Source organism: Micromonospora lupini (assembly GCF_026342015.1).
Lineage (GTDB): Bacteria > Actinomycetota > Actinomycetes > Mycobacteriales > Micromonosporaceae > Micromonospora > Micromonospora lupini_B.
This window is the reverse complement of sequence record NZ_JAPENL010000001.1, coordinates 1,400,818-1,425,460: the sequence shown is the minus strand read 5'-3', so window position 1 is coordinate 1,425,460 and position 24,643 is coordinate 1,400,818. Positions and strand designations below refer to the sequence as shown.

The 24,643-nt window shown below is 71.2% G+C and carries 21 protein-coding genes; 17 read left to right on the top strand and 4 right to left on the bottom strand.

What is annotated here, in order from left to right; all coding sequences use genetic code 11:
- Positions 1-50 precede the first annotated feature (50 nt).
- The 10 genes from OOJ91_RS06550 to OOJ91_RS06505 all read left to right on the top strand — a co-directional run bounded on the left by OOJ91_RS06550 (position 51) and on the right by OOJ91_RS06505 (position 9,877).
- Positions 51-1,337, top strand: coding sequence for an ABC transporter substrate-binding protein (locus OOJ91_RS06550; protein ID WP_266243571.1), 1,287 nt, complete (start codon positions 51-53; stop codon positions 1,335-1,337).
- A 132-nt stretch (positions 1,338-1,469) separates the two neighbouring features.
- Positions 1,470-2,237 (top strand): SDR family oxidoreductase, encoded by a 768-nt coding sequence (locus tag OOJ91_RS06545; RefSeq protein WP_266243569.1) that lies wholly within the window; start codon positions 1,470-1,472, stop codon positions 2,235-2,237.
- Between the two features lie 94 nt (positions 2,238-2,331).
- On the top strand, positions 2,332-2,943 hold the full coding sequence (locus OOJ91_RS06540) for a TetR/AcrR family transcriptional regulator (RefSeq protein ID WP_266243566.1): 612 nt from the start codon (positions 2,332-2,334) through the stop codon (positions 2,941-2,943).
- A 52-nt stretch (positions 2,944-2,995) separates the two neighbouring features.
- Positions 2,996-5,785, top strand: a complete 2,790-nt coding sequence (locus OOJ91_RS06535) for a helix-turn-helix transcriptional regulator (RefSeq protein WP_266243564.1) — start codon at positions 2,996-2,998, stop codon at positions 5,783-5,785.
- Positions 5,786-5,845: 60 nt separating this feature from the next.
- Positions 5,846-6,994 (top strand): acyl-CoA dehydrogenase family protein, encoded by a 1,149-nt coding sequence (locus OOJ91_RS06530; RefSeq protein WP_266243561.1) that lies wholly within the window; start codon positions 5,846-5,848, stop codon positions 6,992-6,994.
- 16 nt (positions 6,995-7,010) lie between these two features.
- Positions 7,011-7,475, top strand: a complete 465-nt coding sequence (locus tag OOJ91_RS06525) for a MaoC family dehydratase (RefSeq protein WP_266243559.1) — start codon at positions 7,011-7,013, stop codon at positions 7,473-7,475.
- Positions 7,476-7,631: 156 nt separating this feature from the next.
- Positions 7,632-8,807 (top strand): helix-turn-helix transcriptional regulator, encoded by a 1,176-nt coding sequence (locus OOJ91_RS06520; RefSeq protein ID WP_266243557.1) that lies wholly within the window; start codon positions 7,632-7,634, stop codon positions 8,805-8,807.
- Between the two features lie 203 nt (positions 8,808-9,010).
- Positions 9,011-9,202 (top strand): hypothetical protein, encoded by a 192-nt coding sequence (locus OOJ91_RS06515; RefSeq protein WP_266243555.1) that lies wholly within the window; start codon positions 9,011-9,013, stop codon positions 9,200-9,202.
- Between the two features lie 11 nt (positions 9,203-9,213).
- Complete coding sequence (locus tag OOJ91_RS06510; RefSeq protein WP_266243553.1) at positions 9,214-9,465, top strand: hypothetical protein; 252 nt, start codon at positions 9,214-9,216, stop codon at positions 9,463-9,465.
- A gap of 241 nt (positions 9,466-9,706) precedes the next feature.
- Positions 9,707-9,877, top strand: a complete 171-nt coding sequence (locus OOJ91_RS06505; protein ID WP_266243552.1) for a DUF397 domain-containing protein — start codon at positions 9,707-9,709, stop codon at positions 9,875-9,877.
- Between the two features lie 102 nt (positions 9,878-9,979).
- Here the strand turns inward: OOJ91_RS06505 and OOJ91_RS06500 are convergent, their stop codons facing one another.
- Positions 9,980-10,204: a hypothetical protein gene (locus tag OOJ91_RS06500; RefSeq protein ID WP_266243551.1), complete on the bottom strand. Its 225-nt coding sequence runs from the start codon at positions 10,202-10,204 to the stop codon at positions 9,980-9,982.
- 179 nt (positions 10,205-10,383) lie between these two features.
- Between OOJ91_RS06500 and OOJ91_RS06495 the strand changes: the two genes are divergently transcribed.
- Complete coding sequence (locus OOJ91_RS06495) at positions 10,384-11,616, top strand: IS701 family transposase (protein ID WP_266245294.1); 1,233 nt, start codon at positions 10,384-10,386, stop codon at positions 11,614-11,616.
- Positions 11,617-11,803: 187 nt separating this feature from the next.
- Here OOJ91_RS06495 and OOJ91_RS06490 read toward each other — a convergent pair whose 3' ends face one another.
- The 3 genes from OOJ91_RS06490 to OOJ91_RS06480 form a co-directional block, all read right to left on the bottom strand.
- Positions 11,804-13,003, bottom strand: a complete 1,200-nt coding sequence (locus OOJ91_RS06490) for a cellulose binding domain-containing protein (protein WP_266243549.1) — start codon at positions 13,001-13,003, stop codon at positions 11,804-11,806.
- A gap of 287 nt (positions 13,004-13,290) precedes the next feature.
- Entirely contained in the window at positions 13,291-14,301 is a 1,011-nt protein-coding gene (locus OOJ91_RS06485; RefSeq protein WP_266243547.1) for an acetylxylan esterase, read from the bottom strand.
- Between the two features lie 14 nt (positions 14,302-14,315).
- The gene (locus tag OOJ91_RS06480; RefSeq protein WP_266243545.1) at positions 14,316-15,350 is read right to left on the bottom strand and encodes a LacI family DNA-binding transcriptional regulator; all 1,035 of its coding nucleotides are present in this window, start codon (positions 15,348-15,350) and stop codon (positions 14,316-14,318) included.
- A 316-nt stretch (positions 15,351-15,666) separates the two neighbouring features.
- On the opposite strand from OOJ91_RS06480, the gene OOJ91_RS06475 reads away from it, so the two are divergent.
- The 6 genes from OOJ91_RS06475 to OOJ91_RS06450 all read left to right on the top strand — a co-directional run bounded on the left by OOJ91_RS06475 (position 15,667) and on the right by OOJ91_RS06450 (position 24,641).
- Positions 15,667-18,072 (top strand): glycoside hydrolase family 3 N-terminal domain-containing protein, encoded by a 2,406-nt coding sequence (locus OOJ91_RS06475; protein ID WP_266243543.1) that lies wholly within the window; start codon positions 15,667-15,669, stop codon positions 18,070-18,072.
- Positions 18,069-19,061, top strand: coding sequence for an ABC transporter permease (locus tag OOJ91_RS06470; protein ID WP_266243541.1), 993 nt, complete (start codon positions 18,069-18,071; stop codon positions 19,059-19,061). The genes OOJ91_RS06475 and OOJ91_RS06470 overlap by 4 nt, the downstream gene beginning before the upstream one ends.
- Positions 19,058-19,996, top strand: a complete 939-nt coding sequence (locus tag OOJ91_RS06465; protein WP_266243539.1) for a carbohydrate ABC transporter permease — start codon at positions 19,058-19,060, stop codon at positions 19,994-19,996. Before OOJ91_RS06470 ends, OOJ91_RS06465 begins: the two co-directional genes overlap by 4 nt.
- 45 nt (positions 19,997-20,041) lie before the next feature.
- Entirely contained in the window at positions 20,042-21,685 is a 1,644-nt protein-coding gene (locus tag OOJ91_RS06460) for an ABC transporter substrate-binding protein (RefSeq protein WP_266243537.1), read from the top strand.
- 81 nt (positions 21,686-21,766) lie between these two features.
- A complete protein-coding gene (locus tag OOJ91_RS06455) occupies positions 21,767-22,459 on the top strand; it encodes a DUF624 domain-containing protein (RefSeq protein ID WP_266243535.1) in 693 nt (230 codons plus the stop codon).
- Between the two features lie 43 nt (positions 22,460-22,502).
- Complete coding sequence (locus OOJ91_RS06450; RefSeq protein WP_266243533.1) at positions 22,503-24,641, top strand: alpha-glucuronidase; 2,139 nt, start codon at positions 22,503-22,505, stop codon at positions 24,639-24,641.
- Positions 24,642-24,643: the final 2 nt, after the last annotated feature.

Sequence of the window (24,643 nt, the reverse complement as noted above, 5' to 3'; positions counted from 1 at the left end):
ACCACCACACCATCCCCACCGAACCGGACCGAGAAAGGTCGGTGTTTCAGATGCACCGTACGGCGCGACGCGGTCTCGCGATCGCCAGCACCATCGCCCTGCTCGTCACCGCCGCCGGCTGTGGCGGCGACGACGGCCCCACCTCCGGCGGGGGGTCGGTGCCGGGGGTCACCGACACCGAGATCGTCGTCGGCACCCACATGCCGCTGACCGGGCCGGCCTCGGCCGGCTACTCCAAGATCGCCCCGGCGACGAAGGCGTACTTCGACTACGTCAACGCCAACGGCGGCGTGCACGGCCGGAAGATCACCTACAAGGTCATGGACGACGGCTACAACCCGGCGAACACCCAGCAGGTGGTACGCCAGCTCGTGTTGCAGGACAAGGTCTTCGCCGTGCTCAACGGCCTGGGCACGCCGACGCACACCGGGGTGCTCGACTTCCTCAAGACCAACCGGGTGCCTGACCTCTTCGTCGCGTCCGGCAGCCGCAGTTGGGACCAGCCCGACAAATATCCCGGCACGTTCGGCTTCAACCCGGACTACACGATCGAGGGCAAGATCCTGGCCAACTACGCGAAGGCGAACCTGGCCGGCAAGAAGGTCTGCTTCCTCGGCCAGGACGACGACTTCGGCCGCGACAGCCTGGCCGGCGTGGAGAAGGTGCTCGGCGCCGGGGCCGTGGCCGTCAAGCAGACGTACGTCACCAGCAACACCAACGTGGCGCCGCAGATCGGCGCGTTCAAGGCGGCCGGCTGCCAGGTCGTCATGCTGGCGACGGTGCCCGGTTTCACAGCGCTCTCCGTCGGCACCGCCGCGCGGCTGGGCTTCAAGCCGCAGTGGCTGGTCTCCAACGTCGGCGCCGACCACCCGACCCTGGCCAAGCAGCTCGGCGCCGCCGCACCGCTGCTGGAGGGCATGGTCGGCACCAACTACCTGCCGATGCAGAACGACACGGCGAACCCGTGGATCCAGCTCTTCACAAAGATCAACAAGACGCACAACGGTGACGCGCCGTTCGACGGCAACACCGTCTACGGCATGTCGGTCGGTTACCTCTTCGTGCAGGTGCTCCTCGCCGCCGGCAAGGACGTCACCCGCGAGAAGGTGCTGGACGCGGTCCAGAAGGGCGGCTTCCAGGGCCCCGGACTGGTGCCGCTGCGCTTCTCCGCCAAGGACCACTCCGGCTACGGCGGCCAGCGGCTGAGTCGGGTGAGCGGGGGAGTGCAGACCTACTTCGGGCCCGCGTACGAGACCGACGAGGCGGATGGGCCGGTCAACGAGTACACCGCCGCGCCTGTCGCGCCGCCGGCGAACGGGGTGCCGACCGTCTCCTGACGAGCCTGCCGACCGGTCGTACGACCCGGGGGTCACCGCCTCCGGGTCGTACGACAGTGCTCGGACGTCGGGCGCGGCACGGCCGGCGCGGGACGTTGACCGACACCGATCGGTCCTCCTACTATCTGCATCGTGAATGCAATTTCAGGTCGGCTCGCGGATCGGGTCGCCATCGTCACCGGGGCCAGTCGGGGGATCGGCCTGGCCATCGCCCGACGCCTCGTCGCCGAGGGCGCCCGGGTGGGTCTGACCGCCCGTCGTCCCGAGGCACTCGCCGAGGCGGTCGCCGCCCTCGGCGGCCCCGCATACGCCGTGGCCGTGCCCGGTCGAGCCGACGACCCCGCGCACCGGGCCGAGGCGGTACGGCAGGTCGGCGCGGCGTTCGGGCCGGTGGACCTCCTGGTCAACAACACGGGCATCAACCCTGTGCACGGCCCGCTGGCCGAGCTTGACCTGGCGGCGGCCCGCAAGATCCTCGACGTCAACCTCGTCGCGGCGCTGGGCTGGGTGCAGGAGGTCTGCGCCGCAGGCATGACCGAGCGGGGCGGCTGCGTGGTGAACGTCTCGTCGATCGCCGGCCTCGCGCCGTCGCCGGGCATCGCCTTCTACGGCGTGAGCAAGGCCGCGCTCAACCACCTCACCGCCAGTCTCGCCGTGGAGCTGGGACCGACGATCCGGGTCAACGCCGTCGCCCCCGGCGTGGTCAAGACCCGCTTCGCCGCGACGCTCTACGAGGGCCGCGAGGACGAGGTCGCTGCGCGGTACCCCCTCGGCCGGCTCGGCGTCCCGCAGGACGTGGCGGGCGCGGTCGCCTTCCTGGCCGGTCCCGACGCCGCCTGGATCACCGGACAGACCATCGTCTGCGACGGTGGCGTCACGCTGGCCGGCCGGCCCGGATGACGCCGCCCGTGCACGCCGGGAGCTGGCTGATCATCGCCTGTCTAGACTCGGCGGGGAGCCGGGCGACGTCGTGGCGGTAAAGGGGCGGGGGCGGATGAACAGGGTCGAGGCCCCGGTGCGGGTCGACGGGCGGACGGCCCGGGCCGAGCGCACCAGGGCAGCAATCGTCGAGGCGCACCTGGCGCTCATCGCCGAGGGCGACCTGCGGCCGACCGGGGAACGCATCGCCGAACGGGCAGGCATCTCCCTGCGCACGCTCTGGACCAACTTCAAGGACATGGAGACGCTCTTCGAGGCGAGCGGCGCCGAGGTGCTGCGTCAGCAGGACGCCGCGTACCGGCCGATCTCGCCCGCGTTGCCGCTGGCCAAGCGGGTCGACGCGTACTGCCGGCAGCGGGCCCGGCTGCTCCAGCTCATCGCGCCGTCGGCGCGGGCCGCGCAGATGCGCGAGCCGGTCTCCGACCAACTGCACCGCAACCGCCTCAAGCACATCGACCGGGTACGCGACGAGGTCGAAGACCTCTTCGCCGCCGAGCTGGCACACGCCGGGCGGGGGCGTGAGCAGCTGCTGAACGCCTTGGTGGCGGCGAGTATGTGGCCGGCCTGGTCGATGTTGCGCTACGGCCTCGGGCTGGGCGTGGACCAGGCCCGCGCGGTGATGTCCCGAACGGTGGGCGCGCTGCTGGCCGAGGTCACGACCGGCTGATCCCGGCTCGTCCCTCTTTCCATCCGGTGACCGATGGGTAACACTGGGACACATGGTTACTGCATACTCAGTGCAAATAACCGTGTTGCGCGGCCGGGACGACCAGTGCCGGGCCGTCCGGGCTCTGCTCGACGGCGTGCGCGACGGCGGCGGCGGGGCTCTGCTGCTGCACGGCGAGCCGGGGTCGGGCCGGTCGGCCCTGCTCTCCTACGCCCACAGGTACGCGAAGGACTGCACAGTCCTCGGCGGGGCCGGGCTGCCCGAGGAGGCGACCCTCCCGTACGCCGGACTGCAACGCCTGCTCGATCCGGTGCTCGACCGGGTCGCCGACCTGCCCGAGCCCCGACGGCAGCTGCTGCGTCGGGCGATGGACGGCGAGAGCTGCCCGCCCGAGCGTCGGCTGGCCCTGTCGGTGGCCGTCCTCGGTCTGCTCGCCGCGGCCGCCCGGGAACGCCCGCTGCTCGCCACCATGGACGACGTCGACAGGGGTGACCCGCAGACCGCCCAGGTGTTGGCGATCGTCGCCCGCCGGCTGCGGCACCTCCCGGCCGCCATCCTGCTCACCGCGGACGCCACCGCTACCGTCGACGGCATCGCGGCGCACCGGCTTGCGCCATTGGGCGAGCGGGACAGCATCGCCGTCCTCACCGACCGGCTGCCCGAGCGACCCGCCGCGCCTGTCGCGTCCACCCTCGCCGCGGTCGGTGGCGGCAACCCGCAGGCCCTCGTGGACCTCACCGAGGTGCTGAGCCCGGGGCAGTGGCGCGGGGAGGAGCCGCTGCCGGCCGCGCCGCCTGCCGACGGCGCGCTCGCCCGCGCCTACCGGGCCCGCCTCGACCGGTTGCCGCCGGACACCCGCCGGATGCTGCTGCTCGCCGCCCTCGACGAGTCGGACGATCCGGCGACATTCGTTCGCGCGGCAGATGCCGCCGGCCTTGCCGTCGAGGCGCTCACCCCGGCCGAAGCCGCAGGCCTCGTCCGCGTCGAGCCGGGGGGCGTGACGTTCACGCAGCCGCTGGCCCGCACGATGGTCGCCGCCGGTGCGCCGCTCGCCAAGCGGCGGGCGGCGCACCGGCTGCTCGCCGAGGTTCTCGACCCGGACGGGCAGCGTCTGCTGCGGGCGATGCACCTCGCCGCCGCGACGGCGGGCGCCGATCCGGCCCTCGCCGACGAGTTGGAGCGGGCGGCGGCAGGTGGGCGCGACGGCTGGGCCGTGGCATCGGCGGCGCTGTGCCGGGCCGCCGCGCTCAGCGACCGCCCGAGCGTCGCCGCCGCCCGCCTGCTCGCCGCCGCCCGTTACGCCTGGACGGCCGGGCAGCCCGGCCAGGCTCAACTCCTGCTCGACCGCCTCCGCGCGACCTGCGCGGACCCGACCGTCGCCGGGCACGCCGGGCTGCTGCGCGGTGAGCTGCAACTGCGCTGCGACGACGCCGCCGGCGCGGCGGCCACGCTGCTGTCCGCGGCGCGTACGGTGGCCGGGGCCGACCGCGCCGTGGCCATGGAGGCGCTGGCGCGGGCCGGCGAAGCCGTGTGCTTCGCGGGTGACCAGTACCGGTACGCGGAGGTCGGCCGCCGGGCCGCGGCCCTGCGGCTGCCGAACGATCCGCCGGCGGTGGAGCTGACGGGTTGCCTCGTCACCGGGGTGGCGGCCACGCTGCGGGGTGATCACGAGCGGGCCGGGCCCGCTCTGCGCCGAGCCGTCGTACTGGGCGGCCGGTTGGCCGGGCCGGCGCTGACCCCGACGGCGCTGACCTGCGCGGCGGCGGCCGGGCTGGTGGTGGCCGTGGACGGCGCCGCGCACCGGCTCGCCGAGCGTGCCGTCGGGTTGGCGCGGGAGCGGGGCGAGCTGTCCATGCTGTCCCGGGCGTTGGAGCTGCGCGCGGTCGCCGAGTACTGGCTGGGGCGGCACGAGGCGGCGGCGGAGACCTCCCGCGACGGGCTGCGGGTCGCCCGCGTCACCGGGCAGTTCAACTGCGCCAACGTCCACCTGGGCATGCTCGCCGTGCTGGCCGCCGTTCGGGCCGACCGGGAGACCAGCCTGCGGCGGATCCGCGAGATCGGCCCGACGCCGACGCCGGGCAGCCGACCACACGCGCTCGCCGGGTGGGCGCTGGCCGTGCTCGACCTCGTCGACGGCCGGCACGCCGAGGCAGCGGCCCGACTGGCGTCACTGGCCCGGCTCGGCACCGGCCGGGGCCAGGTGCTCGTCCAGGTGATGGCCACCCCGTACCTGGTGGAGGCGGCGGCCCACCTGCCGCACCGACCGGCGGCCACGGCCGCGCTCGCGGCGTTCGACAGGTGGGCGAGCAGCACCGCGAGCCCGCTGCGTCGCGCGCTCTCGGCCCGGTGTCACGCGCTGCTCGCACCCCGGGGCGGCGTCGAGGCGGAGCGGGAGTTCCGGACCGCGCTGCGGCTGCACCCGACGGAGGACGGCGCCTTCGAGAGGGCGCGCACCGAGCTGCTCTTCGGTCAGGAGCTGCGGCGCAGCCGACGTCCGCGGGACGCCCGGGGGCACCTGCACCAGGCCCGGGAGACGTTCACGCTGCTCGGCGCGGATCGCTGGGCCGAGCAGGCCACTGCCGAGCTGCGCGCCGCCGGGGAGTCGGTCGGTCCGCCGGACCTGCCGGCGGCGCGGTTGCTGACCGGCCAGCAACTGCGGATCGCGCAACTGGTCGCCGAGGGCGCCACCAACCGGGAGATCGCCGCCCGGATGTTCCTGTCCACCCGCACTGTCGACCACCACCTGCGCAACGTCTTCCATCGGCTGGGCATCCGCTCCCGTACCGAATTGGCGCGTACCTTCGCCGCCGAGCCGCACGCCGGTCTGGCCTCCGACAGGTGAGCGCAGCCCCGGGGTCGTCCGGTCTGGACGACGTAAACTATCACCGCTAGTTTAGGCGTCATGGAGCTCACCCTGTCCGCCGAGCAGACGGCGGTCCGTCAGCTCGCCGCCGAGTTCGCCGACCGGGAGTTGACGCCGCACGCGGCCGAGTGGGACAGGCGCGAGTCGGTCGACCCGGCCATCGTCGGCAAGCTCGGCGACCTGGGCTTCCTCGGGCTCACCATCGCCGAGTCCGACGGCGGCTCCGGCGGCGACCACCTCGCGTACTGCCTGGTCCTGGAGGAGCTCGGTCGGGGCGATTCGGCAGTGCGCGGCATCGTCTCCGTCTCGCTCGGCCTGGTCGCCAAGTCGATCGCCGCCCACGGGTCGGCCGCGCAGCGGGCCGAGTGGCTGCCCCGGCTCTGCTCCGGCGCCGCGCTCGGCTGTTTCGGGCTGACCGAGCCGGACAGCGGTTCGGACGCGGCCGCGCTGCGCACCCGCGCGGTCCGCGACGGCGACGACTGGCTACTCACCGGCACGAAGACGTTCATCACCAACGGCACGACCGCCGACGTCGCCCTGATCTTCGCCCGCACCGGCGGCCCCGGCCACCGGGGCATCACCGCGTTCCTGGTGCCCACCGACAGTCCGGGCCTGACGCGCCGCGAGATCCACGGCAAGCTCGGCCTGCGCGGTCAGGCCACCGGTGAGCTAAGTCTCGACGAGGTGCGGGTGCCCGACGCCGCCCGCCTCGGGGCCGAGGGCGCCGGCTTCCGGCTGGCGTTGGCCACCCTGGCCAAGGGGCGAATGTCGGTGGCGGCCGGCTGCGTCGGCATCGCCCAGGGGTGCCTCGACGCGGCGGTCGGCTACGCCGGGCAGCGGACGCAGTTCGGCAGGCCGATCGCCGGGCACCAGCTCGTCCAGCAACTGCTCGCGGCCATCGCCGTCGACACGGCGGCCGCCCGCCTGCTGGTCTGGCAGGTCGCCGACCTGATCGACCGCGACCAACCGTTCGCCACCGAGGCGTCGGTGGCGAAGCTCTTCGCCAGTGAGGCCGCCGTCCGCGCGGCCAACAACGCGGTCCAGGTCTTCGGCGGGTACGGCTACATCGACGAGTACCCGGTCGGCAAATACCTGCGCGACGCCCGGGTCGCCACCCTCTACGAGGGCACCAGCCAGATCCAACAGCTCCTGATCGGACGCGCGCTCACCGGCGTCAACGCCTTCTAGTCATAAGGACACCCCGATGCGAGTCTTCACCTCCGTCGACGAGCTGACCACCGCGGTCGGCGAGACCCTCGGGCCCGGCCCCTGGCAGCGGATCGAGCAGGACCGCGTGAACCTCTTCGCCGACGCCACCGACGACCACCAGTGGATCCACATCGACCCGGTACGCGCGGCGGCCGGACCGTTCGGCGCCACGATCGCGCACGGCTACCTGACCCTGTCGCTGTTGCCGGCGCTGGCCGGCCAGCTCTACCGCGTCGAGGGGGTCGCGATGGGAGTCAACTACGGGCTGAACCGGGTGCGCTTCCCCGCGCCGCTGCGGGTCGGCGCGGCCGTGCGGGCCACCGCCGTCATCGCGGACGTGTCGCCGGTCAGCGGCGGAGTGCAGATGGTGACGGCGGTGACAGTGGAAAGTGACGGCGGCGGTAAGCCCGTGTGCGTCGCCGAGACGGTGAGCCGCCTCTACGGCAAGGCGGACGGCTGAGCGACCGTCCGACGGCGTAGCTGTCAGGCGCTGAGGATGCATCTCCGGGAGCGGAGCGTGACGGGCTACGCACAAGGACGGTACCTTCGACATGGCGGCCCGCCGGTGTAGAGGCCGGCGGTGCCGCCATTCCCGTCCTCTACCGGGAGCACCGCCATGACGGCCCACGTCGACCCACGCTTCGGCACCACACTCCGGCAACTTCGTGAGCAGGCCGGCCTGTCCCTGCGGGCGCTCGCCCAGCTCACTCACCGCGGCAAGAGCCACCTCCACGAACTGGAGAATGGCAGCAAGGCAGCCACCTTCGAGACCGCCCGCCACCTCGACCAGGCGCTCAGCGCAGGCGGCAGGCTCGCCCGCCTGGTCGCCGCTCCCGTCGACCACGAAGCCGAAGCGGACGACCTGCTTCAACGTGTGTCGGCCAGCGACGTCAGCGCCGAGACTCTCGCCCGCATCGAGCAGGCCGTTGACGAACTCGCCATCCTGTACCCGACGACCGCCCCGGCCGACCTGCTGCCGATGGTGCGCCGGCATCTGGCCTACGTCACCCGCTTGCTCGACGGGCGGGTCACCCTCACCCAGCAGCGGCGCCTGGTCGTCGCCGGTGGATGGCTGGCCGTTCTGCGGGCCACCGTGCACATCGACCTGCAACAGCCGCGCGCCGCATCCGCCCACCTCGCCGCCGCGTCCGGACTGGCAGAACATGCAGAGCACCCGGAGATTCAGGGGTGGTGCTTGGAAACCCGCGCGTGGGAGGTGCTGACGCTCGGCGACTACCGGGCCGCTCTCGCCCTGTCGCAGCAGGCGCAGCAGGTGGCGCCCGTCGGTAGTTCCGCCCACATCCAGGCGACAGCGCAGGAGGCGCGAGCGTGGGCCCGGATGGGTGCTGTCCGCGAGACGCGCCGGGCGCTCGACCGGGTGGAACGGTTGACGGCGAACATGCCTGTCCCGGACCGGGCTGAGCACCACTACCGATACGACCCCGCGAAAGCTGACGCGTATACGGCTACGACCCTGGCGTGGGCGGGTGACCCGGGCGCGGAGCAGGTCGCCCGGCAGGTGCTGGCCAACTTGGATCCACGCGGAGACGGCGGTGAACGACCTCGACGATCGGCGTCGGCCCGCCTTGACCTCGGCCTCGCACTGGCCACCGCGGGCCGCCCCGATGAGGCGTCAGCGTTCGCCGCCGCGGCCGTCACCTCTGGGCGAGTGGTGCCCTCCAATTGGTGGCGGGCGCGGGAGGTGTTGCGCCGCGTTGAGCAGACGGGCGCACCAGAGGCCGCCGACCTACGGGACGTGCTGGAGGAGTTCGGTCCAGCCCGGACCGAGTAGCGGACAGGTTCGGCAGACAGCGGACAGCCGGCGAGTTCAGACCAACGTTGACGGCCCGTAACGTCCCGTCTACGGGACGGCGGTGGTGAGCATCCGAACCCGACGTGATGGTCGACCAACTGCCGCAGTCCCGCCAGGAAGGGCGGGGGCGGTCGCGCTGGAGAGAGCCGGCCGTCTTCGCTCCCGAGGCGAGGGGCGTGCAGATGATCCGCAGACTCATATCCGCCGTGAAGGGTCGGATGGCCGCTCGGGGTGGCTCGCCCGGCGCGATGGGCACCGGCAAGAGCATCCAGGCCGCCGAGCAGGAAAAGGCCAAGCAGCTGCTCCTGGCTCACGCTCGATCCGTCACGGCCGCGCACCGCCGCGCCAGCCGCCCCGGCGGGCCGACCCGGTGAGCTTCCGGCAGATGCCCGAGCCCGGCGCGCGGGTGTCTGTGCAGCCCGGCGAGTGGCAGTCCAGCCCCGGCATTGAGGGCCAGACGCACCACACCATCGTCATCGTCAAGGTCCACGAGTCGCATGACCCCCGGTTCGCCTGGGTGTACGGCCACGGCCCCGAGTGCAGCTGGTCCACGGCGGACTGCGCCGTGCCGTTCTGCTGGGAGCTGCTGGTCAGCGTCGACGTCCTGGCCGCCACCGCCGCCGGGCAGCGACCGTGAGCGCTGCCCTCACCCCCTCGGCGTTGCCCGCGCGCCGCTGGTGGCAGACCATCACCGCGCATCGCCCCGTTAACGGCCGCTGTCCCCGCTGCGGCACCCGGGGTCGGTGCTGGTCGTGGTCGGACGCCTTCGGCCAGTTGGTCGCCCACGACCTGTGGCACCTCGGACCACCCCTCACCGACGACCGGCCGCATCCGACGGCCGGCTGTGGAAGGGATCAACCTTGAAGCAACTCACGTTTGTGCGCCCGAACCGATGCGACAACTCCGGCCCGAACTGCGTGGAGGTCGCCATCGACGCCGACCTCAACCGAATCGTGCGGAACTCGCAGCGGCCGGGCGAGCAGGTGACGTTCGACGAGCACGAGTGGTCGACGTTCATTGCCAGCGTGCAGGCCGGTCAGACCTTCTGACCGGTGCCAGGCGCTGATACTCCAGCCGTAGATCGTGATCTTGCTGTCGGGGCCCGTCGGAAGCTCTTTTCCTGGTGGAGTTGATGCTCGCTGGGCTGGTCTCTATCCGGCCGAGCCGCCGGCCGGGTTCTCTGCGCCGTCTACTACGGAGCGAACGCAGGCCAGCCAGTCGTTCCACGCGGCGGGATCCGTTGTCCCGCCGTCTGCCTCGATGCCGATGTCTCCCAGGAGCGTGAGCAAGTCGTCCCCGGCGCGGTTCGTGAACTGCCACACGAACCGGGACATGGCCACGAAGGCCTCGCGCTCGTCAATCGAATAGCGGCTCATCGAAACTCTCCCCTTCGGGCGGAGCCCACACGCTCCGGCGGTGAACGTGATCTTGCCGATTTAGGCACGAGCGTGGCCACCGAAGATCATCGTGGTTTGTGAAGACAACGAATGATCAAACGGTGGCCGCAGGTCACAGCGTAGACGCGGAACGATGGCAGGCGATGTTCGAGGGCCTGATGAGCCGTGTCGCGGGTCGGTTCCGTCGGGTCGAGCCCCGCCGCACGGCACGCTCGCTGGTGCTGGGGCTGCTCTCGGACCTGCCCCGCAAGAACTGCTGGACCATCGCCGAGCACGCCGGAGATGCCACACCGGACGGAATGCAGCACCTGCTGGGCCGTGCCAAGTGGGACGCCGACGCGGTCCGCGACGACATCCGCACCTACGTGGTGGACCACCTCGGGGACGAGGAGGCTGTCCTGGTCGTGGACGAAACCGGCGACCTGAAGAAGGGCACCGCGACGGTGGGAGTCCAGCGCCAGTACACCGGCACGGCGGGCAGGATCGAGAACGCCCAGGTCGCGGTCTATCTGGTCTACTCCGCGAAGGCCGGCACGCCGCATCGACCGGAGTTGTACGTCCCGCGCTCCTGGACCGAGGACCGTCAGCGGTGCGCGTCGGCTGGCATCCCCGAACAGATCGGCTTCGCTACCAAGCCCGCCCTGGCGGCACGGATGATCACCCGCGCCCTGGACTCCGGCGTCCTGGCGCGATGGGTAGCCGGCGACGAGGTCTACGGTGGCAATCCCGCTCTTCGCACCGTGCTGGAGCAACGCAACGTCGGCTATGTCCTCGCAGTCGCCTGCGACCACCAGATCGCCACGAAGGCGGGAGAAGTGCGGGCGGATGCCCTCGCCAGGAGAGCGCCCAAGCGAGCCTGGCAGATGCTCCCAGCCGGGACCGGGGCGAAGGGCCACCGCTTCTACGACTGGGCAATCGCCCACATTGCCGACGACCGCCTCGGACACCACCAGCTCTTGGTCCGCCGAAACCGGCGCACAGGCGAACTCGCCTTCTACCGCTGCTATTCATCCACGGCCGTGCCACTGTCCACGCTCGTACGTCTCGCCGGGCGCAGGTGGACGGTCGAGGAGACATTTCAGTCGGGCAAAGGGCTGGCCGGACTCGACGAGCACCAGGTCCGCAGGTGGACGCTCTGGTACCGATGGGTCACCCTCGCGATGCTCGGGCATGCCTTTCTCGCCGTTGCCACCGCAGATGAACGCACGCATCCGCCCGCACCGGACGGGCTGATCCCGTTGACCTGCAACGAGGTCGCGCACCTGTTCATCTCGCTGATCGTGCGGCCCGCCCACGCCACCGCCCACCGGCTCGGGTGGTCCGACTGGCGACGCCGCCACCAGGCCCGCTCCCAGGCCAGCCATTACCGGCGACAGGCCGCTCAGGCATGAAGATCACGATCTACGGCTGGAGTACTAGGGGTGGTGAACGTCCGTTGGCGACACCCGACCGTCGGCAGATCCGGACGCCGAGCGGCGCGTCGCTCGGCGTCCGACCGTTACGCGTTCTGCGCCACCCTATCTGCGGGGGCGCGAGAAGATGCCTCGCCGCCCCCGCGTTCAGTGTCCAAGGCGTGTGTCAGGCGACAGTGCAGGCGGCGCCGTTGAGCGTGAAGGCTGACGGTTCTCCGGCGTTGCCGGTGTGCGTGGCCTGGAAGCCGATGTCGACAGACGTGTTCGGGGCGATGGTGCCGTTGTAGGAGACGTTGCGCGCGGTCACCGCCCCGCTCGACGGGGAGTAGCTGGCGTTCCAGCCGCCGGTGATGGTCTGGCCGCCCGGAAGCGTGAACTCCAGGGCCCAACCGTTTACCGCGCTGCTGCCCGTGTTGGTCACCGAGACGGCCGCGGTGAGCCCGTTGTTCCAGGCGTTGACCGTGTACGTCACCCGGCATCCCCCCGACGGCGGCGGCGTGGTCGGCGGCGCGGTGGTGGGGGGTGCGGTGGTGGGGGGTGCGGTGGTGGGGGGTGCGGTGGTCGGCGGCGCGGTGGTGGGTGGCGCGGTGGTGGGTGGCGTGTCGCCCCCGATGCTGCCGGGCACCGTGCGCAGGGCGTCGTACCAGGCGACTGCCATCTTGCGGTAACCCGTGGCGTTGGGGTGGACGCCGTCGGCCAGGTCGCTGAGCGTCAGCGCGCGGTACATGTCGACCAGGTGGACGCGCTTGCCGGCGGCGGCCCTGGTCTGCACGATCCCCGGGATCGCCGCGTTGTAGCCGCGAACCTGACTGTCCGCGCCGGACTTCGGGATGATCGTCGCGACGAACACGTCCGCGTTCGGCGCGGTGTTGGTGATGCGATCGACAAGGGTGGCCAGGCGAGCCGGCGCCCCGGACGTGTCCCCGTACATGTCGTTGGTGCCGATGTGCAGCAGCACGGTGCGCGGGTTGGTGGCGCGCAGCCAGTTGACGACGTTGGCGTCGATCTGGGCGATCGTCCACCCGGAGTGGCCCTCGTGGTCGTGGTCGCCGAGGCTGGCCGGGCCGTTGAACCCGGAACCGACGAAGTCGATCCGATAGCCGCCGGAAGCGAACCGCTGCCAGAGTTCGATCCGGTAGCCACCGGCGACGTTGAAGCCGTCGGTGATGGAGTCGCCGAGGGGCATGACGCGTACGCCGCCGTTGGACTCGGCGCTCGCGGGCGCGGTAGCCAGCGGGACGGCGGCGGTCATGGCCGCGACGGCGGCCAGGGCCGCCCACCACAGTCGGGCCCGGCGGGGCCGCGGCGTCGTCGCGGTGGAGACGGGCGCTGGGGGGACGGAGGTGCCAGGAATCGCTCTGCTCATGGGGCTTCCTCGGGTGGTGGGGGCACGACAACGGCGGCCCCCCGACGAGGCGGAACCGCACGGTACGTGAGAGTGAGCTGCGCGAGGACCAGGAACCCGGACGTCAGCACCGCTGGTCGAACGCTCTGGTCATCGACGCTCGGAGACGACCGATCGATGAGCCCAGGGCCGGGATGTGCCCTGCACCCCGCCTGGACGCACCATAGCTTGTTATCGCTAACACCGGCAATGGATCGAACGCCGGCAATGGAACGAACGTCGGCGATGGTCGGGAGTGGACGAAGAGGTCAGCCCTCGCTTGCCGTTTCGGTCGGCCCGAGCGTCGCGGCGAGCCAGCGCAACTGCCGCCGGGCGTGCACGGCCTCGCCACTCTCGTGACCGTTGAACGGGTAGACGTGCATCTCCCGCTGCGGCGGGACGGGCCGTCCGGTCGCCGCGCCGTACTGGTTGTAGGCGGCGAAGCCGGTGCTCGGCGGGCAGACGGTGTCACGCAGGCCGATGCCGAAGTGCGTCGGCGCGGTCGCCCGCCGGGCGAAGGTCACCCCGTCGACGTAGGACAGCGTGTGCCGGACCGCTGCCTCGGCCTCCCGGTGCACCGCCAGGTACCGGCCGATCTCGCCGTACGGTGACACGTCGCTGAGCGTGATCGCGCGCTGGACGTCGCAGAGGAACGGGGCTGTCACCAGCACCGCCGCGAGGTCGTCGACGAGGCCGGCTACCGCCAGGGCCATACCGCCGCCCTGACTGTTGCCGAGCACGGCGACCCGGCCCGCGTCGACCCCGGGCAGGGCGCGAACCACCTCGACGGCCCGGACCGCGTCGGTGATCAGACGCCGGTAGTGGTAGTCGTGCGGGTCGAGGATTCCCCAGGTGGCCGGCCAGGGGCCGCCGAGCCTGCCGTGCGGGTCGGCGGTGTCACCGGCGCCGTACAGCCCCGCCTGGCCGCGGTTGTCCATCAACAGGTGCGCGTACCCGGCGACCGGCCAGGTCAGCCGCTCGTGTGGCAGGCCACGCCCGCGCCCGTAGCCGGCGTACTCCACCACCGCGGGCAGTGGCCCACGCGCACCCGCCGGGCGTGTGTACCAGGCCCGTACCGGGTCACCGCCGAAGCCGACGAACGTGACGTCCCAGGTGTCGAGCAGGCGCAGATCGGTGGGTTCGGGACGGACGTCCACGAGCACCGGACGGGTGGCGGCCTCGGCCAGGGTGGCACGCCAGAACCTGTCGAAGTCCTCGGGCTCCGCGACGGCCGGCACGTATCGCTCAAGCTCGTCGAGGGCGGGGTCGAAGTGCGGCACGGTTCCTCGCAGGGTCAGAGCTGCTGGGCGGGGGGTGCGGTGCTCTCCCGGACGACCAACTCGGTCACCAGGTCGATCCGGCTCGTCGCCGGGCCGGTGCCGCCCACCAGGTCGAGAAGCATCTGGGTGGCGATGCCCGCCATGTCACGCAGCGGCTGGTTGATTGTGGTGAGAGCCGGGTCGGTCCAGGTGGCGACAGGCAGGTTGTCGTACCCGATCACCGAGAGGTCCTCGGGGACCCGCAGGCCGCACTGGCGGGCGGCCCGGAGCACCCCCATGGCCTGCGTGTCCGAGCCGGCGAAGATCGCCGTGGGTCGGTCCGGTCGATTCAGCAGTTGGAGCCCGTGGGCGTGGCCGGCGCCGGCGGAGAAGCTGCCGTAGCGGACCAGCTCCTGGTCGACCGTCAACCCGATCTCCTCGTGCGCGTGCTGGAAGCCCGCGGCCCGGGCCCGGCTGCACAGCACGTCGGGCGGCCCGGAGATGACGGCGTTTCGCCTGTGGCCCAGGTCCAGCAGGTGTCGAGCGGCGAGCAGGCCGCCGTTCCAGTTGTTCGACCCGACCGTGGGTACGGAGGCCGAGGTCGCGCTGTCGGTGTCGATCACGACGAACGGGACGCCCTGTCGTCGCAGCTGCTGTTGCTGCGTCTCGGCCAGGTGACAGAGGACGAGCAGCACACCTGACGGGCGTTGGCTGAGCAGCGTGTCGAGCCACCGTTGCGGCGGGCGGTGCGCGCCGTCGAGTTGGGAGACCGCGAGCCCGACTCCGGCGAGGCTTGTCACCGCCTCCGCGCCGCGCAGGACCTCCATCGCCCAGCCGGTGTCGAACTCGTGGAACACGAGATCGATCCGCCCCGCGCCGGGCGACCGTCGCGCACGGCGCTGGTACCTGTGACGGTCGAGACTCTCCTCGACCCGTGCCCTGGTGCCGGGGGCGACATCCTCGTGGCCGTTGAGGACCTTGGACACCGTGGCTACCGACACGCCGACGTCGTTGGCGATCGTCGCGATGGTGGTGGAGGCGGGTGGGCCGAGCGGGCGGTGCTCTGTCATCGCAGCCTCATGCAGCGTCGAAATTTTCGGGAGACCTTAACACGATCGGCCGGTCATGGCCGTCGATGCGGCAGTGGTTCGGGCGTGGTCCGGGCGGTTCCCGGGCTCGTTGATGACTGAGCGCGATGGCCGGTGCCACTGGCCGTACGAAGGAGTCGTCCGGCGATCGATCGAGCCTCTTGACTACATCCGGGCGGTGGACTTAGGTTGCCGAAAAGGTTGCTTGGGTTTCCGGAAAGTTTCGGATCGCACACCGTCCGCCGCGGACCGGTCCCACGAGGGTGCGGGAACGTGGCCGGAGCTAAGGGGTCTCGGCATGAGAAGTCAGCTGCCCGCCGACGGCGAACCGGTGTCCCGCGACGGCACACCGTGGCGTGACACGCGGCTGTCACCGGCCGAGCGGGCCGAGGCGCTGCTCCCGCTGATGTCGGTGCGGGAGAAGATCGCCCAGCTCGTCGGCGTCTGGGTCGGCGCCGACGCCTCCGGCGAGGGCGTCGCCCCCCACCAGTCCGACATGGTCGCCGAGACACCGGCCTGGGACAGCGTCATCGCCCACGGGCTGGGCCAGCTCACCCGCCCGTTCGGCACCGCGCCTGTCGACCCGGTGCTCGGCGCCCGCTCGCTGGCCGCCTCCCAGGCGCAGATCGTCGCCGCCAGCCGCTTCGGTATCCCCGCCCAGGTGCACGAGGAGTGCCTCACCGGGTTCGCCGCCTGGCGGGCCACCGTCTACCCGACCCCGCTGGGCTGGGGCGCGTCGTTCGACCCCGCCCTGGTGCAGGAGATGGCCGACCGGATCGGCCGTTCGATGCGCGCCGCGGGCGTACACCAGGGGCTCGCGCCCGTCGTCGACGTCACCCGCGACTACCGCTGGGGCCGCACCGAGGAGACGATCGGGGAGGACCCGTACCTGGTGGGGACCACCGGCGCGGCATACGTGCGGGGCCTGGAGAACGCCGGCGTGGTGGCCACCCTCAAGCACTTCGCCGGCTACTCCGCCTCCCGGGGTGGCCGCAATCTCGCCCCGGTGTCGATGGGGCGCCGCGAGCTGGCCGACGTCATCCTGCCGCCGTTCGAGATGGCCCTGCGTCTCGGCGGAGCACGATCGGTGATGAACTCGTACGCCGAGATCGACGGTGTGCCGGCCGCCGCCGACGAGCAGCTCCTGACCGGGCTGCTGCGCGACGAGTGGGGTTTCACCGGGACCGTGGTCGCCGACTACTTCGCCGTCCGGTTCCTGCAGACCCTGCACGGTGTCGCCGAACGCTCCGCCGACGCCGCCCACCTCGCCCTGCGCGCCGGGATCGACGTCGAGCTGCCCACAGTGGACGCCTTCGGCGGCCAGTTGGTCGAGGCGGTCCGCGCCGGTGAGGTCGACGAGGCGCTCATCGACCGGGCGCTGCGTCGGGTGCTGATCCAGAAGATCGAACTCGGCCTGCTCGACGAGGACTGGCGCGAGTTGCCCGACGACGTCGCTGACCTGCGCCTCGACGACGAGGCCAGCCGGGACGTCGCCGTACGCCTGGCCCGCGAGTCCGTCGTCCTGCTGCGCAACGGCGGCGCCCTGCCGCTGCCCGTCGCGAGCCGCGTCGCCCTGGTCGGGCCGGTCGCCGACGATCCGATGGCCATGCTCGGCTGCTACTCCTTCCCCAACCACGTCGGCGTCAACCACAGCGACCACGGCCTCGGCCTGGACATCGCCTCGCTGCGCGAGGAACTGGCCCGCCGCATCCCCCTGCTCACCTACGAGCCGGGCTGCACCATCACCGGCGAGGACACCTCGGGCATCCCGGCGGCGGTCGCCGCGGCCACCGCCGCCGACGTGTGTGTGCTCGCCGTCGGCGACCGGGCCGGCATGTTCGGCCGGGGCACCTCCGGCGAGGGCTGCGACGCCGCCGACCTGCGGCTGCCCGGGGTGCAGGCCGACCTGGTCCGGGCCGTCCTCGCCACCGGCACCCCGGTCGTGCTGGTGCTGATGACCGGCCGGCCGTACGCGCTCGGCCCGGAGTTCGACGCCGCGGCGGCCGTCGTGCAGGCGTTCTTCCTCGGCCAGCTCGGCGGGCAGGCGCTCGCCGAGGTGCTGACCGGCGCGGTGAACCCGTCCGGGCGGTTGCCGGTAAGCGTCCCCCGCGACGCCGGTGGGCTGCCGGGCACCTATCTGTCGCCGCCGCTCGGGCGCCGCAGCAAGGTGTCCTCGATCGACCCGACCCCGGCGTACCCGTTCGGTCACGGCCTGAGCTACACGACATTCGAGTGGTCCGACGCCACGGTCGTGGAACCGGCGGGTGGGACGGCGTCCGAGGCGGCGGCGTGGCCTGTCGACGGCGAGGCGCGGGTGCGGATCACCGTTGCGAACACGGGTGACCGGGCCGGCACCGAGGTGGTGCAGCTCTACCTGCACGACCCGGTGGCACAGACCACCCGCCCGGTGATCCGGCTCGTCGGTTACACCCGGGTGCCGCTGGAGCCCGGCGCGGCGGCGCACGTGACGTTCGGCGTACCGGCCGACATCGCGTCGTTCACCGGTCGGTCCGGTCGGCGCATCGTCGAACCCGGCGCGGTGGAGCTGCGGTTCGGGCGGTCCAGCGGGGAGATGGCGGCGGCCCTGCCGCTGCGGCTCACCGGGGCCGAGCGCGAGGTCGGCCACCAGCGGGAACTACTCACGTCGGTGCGGATCGAGCCCCTCGTGGCCGTTGCGCACTCCGCACAGGAGGGCCGAGGATGACATCCGAGACGTTACGGCCACCGCCACCGGCGTCGCCCGGTGCTCCGGCGGAGGCCACCGTCCCCGCCCCGCGGGCGCCGCGTCGGCGCCGCACCTGGCGGCAGTCGCTGCGCCGGGACTGGCAGCTCTACTCGCTGGCCGTCCTGCCGCTGCTGTTCTTCCTGGTCTTCCGGTATCTCCCGATGATCGGCAACGTCATCGCCTTCCGCCGGTTCAAGCCGGGCGGGAGCATCTTCGGCGAGTACTGGGTGGGGCTGCGGTACTTCCGGATGTTCCTCACCGACCCGACGTTCTGGGACGTCTTCACCAACACGCTTGTGCTCGGGACGCTCACCCTGCTGTTCTGCTTCCCACTGCCGATCGTCCTGGCGCTGCTGCTCAACGAGGTGCGCGCCCGCCGCCTGCGGCGGTTCGTCCAGTCGGTGTCCTACCTGCCGCACTTCCTGTCGATCGTGATCGTGGCGGCCATGGTCATGCAGCTCACCTCGGTCGACGGCACCATCAACCAGGTCGTGCAGGCCACCGGCGGCGAGGCCGTGCCGTTCCTGCAACGGGCCGAGTGGTTCCGGACCATCTACGTGTCGTCAGAGGTCTGGCAGACGGTCGGCTGGGGCACCATCCTCTACCTCGCCGCGCTCACCACAGTCGACGACGACCTGTACGAGGCGGCCCGGATCGACGGCGCCAACCGGTGGCGGCAGACCTGGCACGTCACGCTCCCGGGCATCCGCCCGACAATGGTGACGTTGCTGATCCTCAACATCGGCAACTTCATGGCTGTCGGGTTCGAGAAGATCCTGCTGCTCTACAACCCGCTGACCTATCCGACCGCTGACGTGCTCTCCACGTACCTGTTCCGGATGGGCTTCGGGTCCAGCAACTTCAGCTACGCCGCCGCCATCGGGCTGTTCGAGGCGGTCATCGGGCTCACGCTGGTCCTGACGGCGAATCTGATCGCCCGTCGCACCGTGGGGACGAGCCTGTGGTGACAGTCGACGCCACCGACACCGCCACCGGGAGCGGCCTGCCGGCCCCCGCGCGGCCGCGCGGCATCCGTCCGAGCCGGGGTTACCGCGTCTTCCAGGCCTGCAACGCGATAGTGCTCACCGTCGTCGTGGTGGTGACGCTGTACCCGTTCGTCAACGTCGTGGCCCGCTCACTCAGCGACGAGCGGTACATCATCGGCGGTCAGGTCAACCTCGTGCCGCTCGGGTTCAACCTGGACACCTACCGGCTCGTGCTCAACGACTCGCTGTTCTGGACGAACTACCGCAACACCCTCTTCTACACGGTCGTCGCCACGGCCATCTCGATCGTGCTGACCACCTGCTACGCGTACGTGCTGTCCAAGAAGAACCTGCGGGGACGTACGGCGCTTGTCGGTATCGCGGTCTTCACCATGTTCTTCACCGGCGGCCTGATCCCGAACTACGTGCTGGTCACCAGCCTGGGCATGAAGAACACCGTCTGGGCCATCGCGGTGCCCAACGCGATAAACGTGTTCAACCTGCTGGTGATGAAGGCGTTCTTCGAGAGCCTGCCCACCGACCTGGAGGAGGCCGCGGCCGTCGACGGGCTCAACACGTACGGGATCCTGCTGCGCATCGTGCTGCCGCTGTCGAAGGCGATCGTCGCCACGATGGTGCTGTTCTACGCCGTCGCCTTCTGGAACTCCTGGTTCGCCGCCTTCCTCTACATGGACCAGCAGGAGCTGTGGCCGGTGACCGTCTATCTGCGCAACCTGATCGCAGGGGCCACCGGCGCGGAGAACGTCGGCGTGATCGCCGAGGCCGACGAGGTGCAGGCCGACGCGACGATCAGGGCCGTGACGATCGTGCTCACGACTCTGCCCATCCTCCTCGTCTACCCGTTCGTCCAGCGGTACTTCGTCCGCGGCGTGATGCTCGGCGCCGTCAAGGGCTGACCGGCACGTCCACCAATCCCCTCCACCGAACCCGAAAGGACCGCCATGCTCCACCGATCGTGGCGCCGCGCCGCGACAGCGGCAGTAGCCGCTCTGCTCGCGGCCACCAGCATCGCCGCCTGTAGCGACGACCCGTCCGACGCGAAGGACCTGTCGGAGAACCGGGCCGGTGCGATGGCCGACTACGGCATCGGCAAGCAGTTCAAGGCGAGCGAGCCGGTCTCCTTCTCCATCCTCTACAACAACCATCCGAACTACCCGCTGCGCGACGACTGGCTGTTCTGGAACGAGCTGAAGTCGCGGGCCAACGTCACCCTCACGCCGGTCGCCGTGCCGCTGAGCGACTACGAGCAGAAGCGCAGCCTGCTGATCGGCGCCGGCGACGCTCCGTTGATCATTCCGAAGACGTACCCCGGCCAGGAGGACGCCTACGTCTCCTCCGGGGCCGTCCTGCCGGTCAGCGACTACCTCGACCTGATGCCGAACCTCCAGGACAAGATCTCGCGGTGGAACCTCAAGCCCGAGATCGACCAGCGTCGCCAGGAGGACGGCAAGTTCTACCTGCTGCCGGGGTTGCACGAGAAGCCCTGGCAGGACTATTCGGTGGCGATCCGGACCGACATCCTCGACGAGTTGAACCTGGCGGTCCCGAAGACCTGGGACGAGCTGTACACGGTGCTCAAGGCCATGAAGGCCAGGTACCCGGACGTGTATCCGTTCTCCGACAGGTGGAGCAAGCCCAACCCGGCCGGCAACCTGCTCAACATCCTTGCCGTGTCGTACGGGCTCCAGGGCGCGGGCTGGAACTTCCAGCACACCTCGTGGGACGCGAACGCCAAGAAGTTCGTCTACACCGGCGCCACCGAGCAGTACAAGCAGATGCTCCAGTACCTCAACAAGCTGGTGTCGGAGAAGCTGCTCGACCCGGAGAGCTTCACCCAGACCGATGAGCAGGCCCGGCAGAAGCTCGCCAACGGCAAGTCGTTCGTGATCAGCGCCAACGCGCAGGCAGTCGTGAACGACTACCGACCCGACCTCGCCAAGACCAACCCCAAGGCGAAGATCTCCAAGATTCCGCTGCCGATCGGGCCGGCCGGTGAGATCAACCCCGCCAGTCGGTTGGAGAACGGCGTGATGATCTCCTCGAAGGCCCGCGAGAGCAAGAACTTCGTGGCGATGATGCAGTTCATCGACTGGCTCTGGTATTCCGACGCCGGCCAGGAGTTCGCCAAGTGGGGCGTCGAGGGAACGACGTTCGTCCGGGACGCCGCCGGCAAGCCCAAGCTGGCGCCCGACGTCAACGTCATCGGCCTGAACCCCAAGGCGCCCAAGCATCTGCAGAAGGACTTCGGCTTCTACAACGGCGTCTTCGCCTACGGCGGTAAGCCGGAGCTGGTGCAGGGCTTCTTCGCCCCCGAGGAGCAGGAGTTCCAGAAGGTGCTCAACGCCCGTCCGCCGGTCGCGGTGCCCCCGCCGCACCCTCTCAACGACGAGGAGCGGGAGCAGGCGTCACTGTGGGAGACGCCGCTGAAGGACGCCGTCTACCAGGCGACCCTGCAGTTCGCGCTCGGCCAGCGCGACTTCTCCCAGTGGGACGCCTACGTGGCCGAGTTGAAGGGCAAGAACATGGACGCCTACCTGACCATGGTCAACAAGGCGTACGACAGGTACCAGAAGGACCACGGCTGACCGTCGGCCGGTCCGGTGGTGCCCGTCACGACCGGACCGGCCGAACACCGTCAGCCGCGCACCCGCACCGAAGAGGACGAGATGACGCGTAGCACCGCCCAGGCCTGGCGGCAGTTCGGCGACGGGCCCCTGTCCCGGATCGCGTCCCGCGTCTACATCCTGGTCGTGGTCGAGGCGCTACTCCTCGTCACCACGCTGCCCGGCCTGCTCCCGCTGCTGCTGCTCGGCCGCGACCCCAGCAACCTGCCGCTTGCCGCGCTCCTACTGCTGCCGGTCGGGCCGGCGGTCAGCGCCGCCCTGTACGCCCTGCGCCACCAGCCGCCCGATCTGACGGACCTGCGACCCGCCGCCCTGTTCTGGCGGGGCTACCGGCTCAACGTCGGGGGCGCGCTGCGGGTCTGGGCCCCGACGGTGCTGTGGCTGACAGTGCTCGCGCTGAACCTCGCCTACCGTGGCGCGATCGGCCTCCCGAGGTGGTGGGTGGCGCCGCTGGTGCTCATCGCGGTCGGGGTGACCCTCTGCGCGGCCAACGCGCTGGTGATCACCTCGCTGTTCGAGTTCCGCACCCGCGACGTCCTGCGCCTGGCCGTGCACTTCCTCGTCCGTACCCCAGGGGTCACCGTCGGCAACGCCCTGCTGCTCGCCGCGGCGGCCGGGGTCACCGCGGTCTTCTCCGAGGCGGTCCTGGCGCTGCTCGCCTCGGTCGTGGTCCTGGCGGTCCTGCGCGTCGGCGACCCGATGATCCACCTGATCCGGAAGGAGTTCACCACATGAGCCTGTCCGCGACCGCCGAGGTGCGCGTCGACCGGGAGGACGTGTGAACGCGCACGAGTCGACGGACCTGGAGGAGTCGATGTTCGTGGCAGAGCCACTGGGCGTCGAGGACCCGCGCGTGCATCCCGCCTGGCTCCCACCGGAGGCGTTCCGCGCGCTCGGCGCGCGCCGCGTCCTCGTGCACGGCGACGGACTGCTCGTCGACACAGTCCTCGACGAGGTGACGCGCGCCTGCACCCGCTACGGCGGGCGGGTCTGGCATTCCCCCTCCTGGGACGTCGAGGTCGACCTGGTGCTCACCCTGCGCGACGCCGACGAGCTGCCCGGCTCCGCAGTCGAGGCGGCGCGGTCGGTGGCGGAGGCGGCGCTGGTCGACGTCGCCGACGGTGCGACGCTCGGCGACGAGGGGTTCCTGCTGGCTCGCTCCGGCGAGCTGACCGTGGTGCTTGCCGACGCGCCCGCCGGTCTGCTGTACGGGCTGTTCCACGTCGTACGGCTCTGCGCGGGGGCGTTCGACCCGGCCCGTCCACCCGAGCTGCACCGGCCGGCGCTGCGTCGGCGGATGCTGAACCACTGGGACAACGTGGCCGTGCACCCGGTGATGGGCCAGGTCGAACGGGGGTACGCGGGCGGCTCGATCTTCTGGGCCGGTGGCCGTCCGCGCGGGGACCTGGCGCGGATCCGGGAGTACGGACGGCTGCTGGCCGCCAGCGGCATCAACGCGATCTCGGTGAACAACGTCAACGTGGGTCGCGCCGAGGCGATGCTGCTCACCGACCGGCTCGGCGACGTGGCCGAGATCGCGGACGTGCTGCGCCCGTACGGCATCCGGGTGCACCTGTCAGTCACGTTCGCCGCGCCCGTGGTTCTCGGTGGACTGTCCAGCGCCGATCCGTTCGACGAGGACGTACGCGCCTGGTGGGCGGCCACCACCCGGCGGGTGTACGAGCGCATCGACGACTTCGGCGGCTACGTGGTGAAGGCCGACTCCGAGGGGCAACCCGGTCCGTTCACGTACGGGCGCGACCACGCCGACGGGGCGAACCTGCTCGCCGAGGCCCTCGCCCCGTACGGGGGAGTGGTGCACTGGCGGGCGTTCGTCTACAACCACCACCAGGACTGGCGGGACCGGTCCACCGACCGGGCGCGGGCCGCGTACGACCACTTCGCCCCGCTCGACGGGCGGTTCCGCACCAACGTCGTCCTCCAGGTGAAGTTCGGCCCGGTGGACTTCCAGACGCGTGAGCCGGTCTCGCCGGTGCTCGCCGCCATGCCGGCCACCCGGATCGCCGTCGAGTTGCAGGTCACCCAGGAGTACACGGGTCAGCAGCGGCACGTCTGCCACCTCGGGCCGTGCTGGGGCGAGGTGCTGCGTTTCGCGCCCTGGGGCCCCGGCGGGCGGACGATCGCCGACGTGGCCACCGGGGAGGCCGGCACGGGCGGCGGCCTGGTCGCCGTCGCCAACACCGGCGACGACCTCTTCTGGACGGGGCACCCGCTGGCACAGGCCAACCTCTACACGTTCGGCCGGCTCGCCTGGGACCCGCGCCTCGACGCGACGGCGCTCCTCGACGAGTGGATGACGTTGACGTTCCCGCCGTCGGCGACCGCGGAGCCGGAACTGGTGCGGCGGACGCTGCACGAGATCATGGACGACTCCTGGCGGACCTACGAGCGCTACACCGCCCCGCTGGGCGTCGGCTTCATGGTCCATCCCGGCGACCACTACGGCCCCGACGTCGACGGGTACGAGTACTCGCGGTGGGGCACCTACCACTTCGCCGACCGCGACGGCGTCGGCGTGGACCGCAGTCGCGCCTCGGGCACCGGCTTCGCCGGCCAGTACCCGCCCTACTGGGCCGACGTGTACGAGTCTCCGCAGGCGTGCCCGGACGAGCTGCTGCTCTTCTTCCACCACGTCCCGTACACGCACGTTCTGCACAGTGGGTCCACAGTCATCCAGCACATCTACGACACCCACTTCGCGGGCGTCGAGGAGGTGACGGTGATGCGGCGACGGTGGCAGACCCTGAACGGGATGATCGACCCGAGCGTGTACGAGCGGGTGGCCGAACGCCTCGACGAGCAGGTGCGCAGCGCCACCGAGTGGCGGGATCAGATCAACACGTACTTCTTCCGCAAGTCCGGGATACCCGATGCGCGGGGGCGGCGCATCCACTGACC